2 protein-coding genes are annotated in these 374 nt (G+C 39.6%); both read left to right on the forward strand.

Translation table 11 applies throughout. The annotated features are described in order from the left end of the window. The coding region (gene rplP / locus HC176_RS17510; protein WP_167920285.1) for a 50S ribosomal protein L16 at positions 1-203 on the forward strand (203 nt) is incomplete at its 5' end. An 11-nt stretch (positions 204-214) separates the two neighbouring features. After that, positions 215-374, forward strand: a 160-nt coding sequence (gene rpmC / locus HC176_RS17515) for a 50S ribosomal protein L29 (RefSeq protein WP_167920287.1), incomplete at its 3' end; no start/stop codon positions are given.

Below are 374 nucleotides of genomic sequence, written 5' to 3' on the forward strand. Positions count from 1 at the left end.
CTATCACCAAGAAACCTCTTGAAGTACGTATGGGTAAAGGTAAAGGTGCCGTTGAATACTGGGCTGCAGTTGTAAAACCCGGAAGAATACTTTTTGAAGTAGGAGGTGTACCTTTTGATGTTGCAAAAGAGGCTTTACGCCTGGCAGCTCAAAAACTTCCTGTGAAAACTAAGTTCATTGTAGCTAGAGATTATCAAGCTTAATAAGATACGTTATGAAACAATCAGAAGTTAGAGAATTGTCTGTAGCAGAATTACAGGAAGAACTTGGTAAGTCAAGGAAAGCATATTCCGATCTTAAAATGGCTCACGCAGTATCGCCATTAGAGAACCCGATACAGTTAAGAACTGTAAGAAGATCTATAGCGCGTATTG

This window comes from Tamlana crocina, assembly GCF_012037625.1.